2 protein-coding genes are annotated in these 2,210 nt (G+C 72.0%); both read right to left on the bottom strand.

Translation table 11 applies throughout. The annotated features are described in order from the left end of the window. Positions 1–128 precede the first annotated feature (128 nt). Positions 129–1,130, bottom strand: a complete 1,002-nt coding sequence (locus tag IE99_RS0128385; protein WP_245623378.1) for a 3-oxoacyl-ACP synthase III family protein — start codon at positions 1,128–1,130, stop codon at positions 129–131. A gap of 66 nt (positions 1,131–1,196) precedes the next feature. Further along, the coding region (gene ccrA / locus IE99_RS0128380) for a crotonyl-CoA carboxylase/reductase (RefSeq protein WP_030177451.1) at positions 1,197–2,210 on the bottom strand (1,014 nt) is incomplete at its 5' end.

Here is a 2,210-nt window from a genome sequence, read left to right as displayed (position 1 = left end):
CGCCCCCGCGAACATGCCCACGTCCTCCACCCGCAAATGCGCCGCGGTGAACTCCCCCGGCACATCCAGCCCCGCCAATTCCTCAGCGGACGCCCCATTGACCACGGCTTCCGCCACGTCGGTCACAGTCATCGCCAAGCTCCTCGGATCGAGTCCTGCGCCCCGGACCGGGCGGCGTCGTCCCGGCGGCGCAGCCTCCAGGGGTCGGCCCAGCGCAGCAGGCAGGAGCCGACGGAGATGCCGCCGCCGAACCCGACGAGCAGCACGGTGTCGCCGTCGTTCAGGTCGTGGACGGCGTGATCGAGCGTCACGGCCACCGAAGCGCTGCCCATGTTCGCGAAGCGGTCGATGGTGCGGTGCGTCCGCGCCTTGCCGAGGCCGGACGCCTCCACCAGCTCCGTCATGAGGTTGCCGTTGCCCTGGTGCGGGATGAAGTGGTCGATCTCGTCGAGGTCCAGCCCGGCCCGCCGCACGAACGCCTCGATGACGGCCGGGACGTTCGCGAGCACGAACTCGCTGACCCCGCGCCCGTCCATCCGGAAGTAGTGCTGCCCCGCCGCCACCGTCGCGTGCGAGGCGGGCAGCCGCGACCCGCCGGCCGGAACGCCGATCAGGTGGTGGGCGTCGCCCCGGCTGCGCAGGTCCACGTCCAGCACGCCGTACCCGGCGGGCACCTCTCCGAGGATCGCGGCGCCCGCGCCGTCGGCGAACAGGACCGCGGTGCGGCGGTCGGTGAAGTCGAGGATCCGCGAGTAGACGTCGGCGGCGACGACGAGCGCGCGGCGCCCCGGATGCAGCCGCAGCAGCGACCGGGCCAGCGCCAGCCCGTACACGAAGCCGCTGCACACCACGTTCAGGTCGAAGCAGGCCGCGTTGCCGGCGCCCAGCGCGTCCTGGACGAGGTTGGCCGTGGGCGGGCTCGGCGCGTCACCCGTCGAGGTCGAGACGATGATGTAGTCGAGGTCGCCGGCGTCCAGGGCGGCGCCGAGCAGCGCGCGGTGCGCCGCCTTCACCGCGAGGTCCGAGGCCGCCTGCGACGCCGCCGCGTACCGCCGGGTGCGGATCTGCGTCTTGCGTTCTATCCATTCCGGCGTGACCCCGACGCGTGCGGCCACCTCGGCGTTCGACACCTCTTCCTTCGGTACGTAAGAGCCGGTCGAGAGAATCCCAACGCTCATCGGACGACACCCTTTTTCTCAGTAATTCCGCGGCCAGACACCGGCCAGGGGATCGAGCTTTTCGGCACCGATCCGGGCCCTTTTCTCGGGGTCGGTGACACCGAGTCCGGGTTTGGGGGCGAGGCACAGCACGCCCACTTTTCCGACGTGCTCGTTGCGCTGGACGAGACGGGTCGCCTCCCCCGTCTCCGCCAGCGGGTACAGCGCCGAGACGACCGGCGCGAGATGGCCGAGGCGGAACAGCCGGTTGCTCTCGTCCAGCTCCTGGAGGTTCGCGCCGTGGCTGCCGATGACGCGCTTGACGTTCATCCACAGGTAGCGGTTGTCGTAGCTGTGCTCGTACCCGGTGCTGGAGCCGCAGGTCACGACGGCTCCGCCGCGCCGCACCACGAACACCGAGATCCCGAACGTGGCCTTGCCGGTGTAGTCGAAGGCGATGTGGGGGTCCTCGCCGACCTCGCGGCGGATGATGCGGCCGAGCCGCTTGCCCGCCTCGACCGGCGAGCCGCCGGTCAGGTCCACCTGGCTGCGGTCCACCACGACCTCGCAGCCGACCCGCCGCGCCACCTCGGCCTTCTCCGGCGAGCCGACCACCCCGACCGGGATGCCGCCGCCGTTGCGGACGAGCTGCGCGGCGAAGACCCCGAGCCCGCCGGACGCGCCCCAGATGAGGACGATGTCGCCGGCCTTCATCCGGGCGCCGCGGTCACTGACGAGCATCCGGTAGGAGGTGCCCGCGCACTGCGTGGCGGTGGCGGCCTCCTCCCAGGTGAGGTGCGGGGGCTTCGGCAGGAGCTGGCTCGCGCGCAGCACCGCGTAGTGGGCGAGGCCGCCGTAGTTCGTCTCATAGCCCCAGGCGCGCTGCTGCGCGCCGCGCATCGCGTCGGCGTGCGTGGCGGGTTCCTGCTCCTCCACCGCGACGGCGCTGGCGACGACGTGGTCGCCGGTCTTCCAGTGGCGGACGCCCGCACCCGTGCGGACGATCACACCGGCCGCGTCCGACCCCAGCACATGGAACGGCTGGTCATGCCG

Source organism: Spirillospora albida, from assembly GCF_000718255.1.
GTDB lineage: Bacteria > Actinomycetota > Actinomycetes > Streptosporangiales > Streptosporangiaceae > Spirillospora > Spirillospora albida.
Note: the sequence above shows the minus strand (reverse complement) of the source record. Positions and strands in the feature narration are given on the sequence as shown.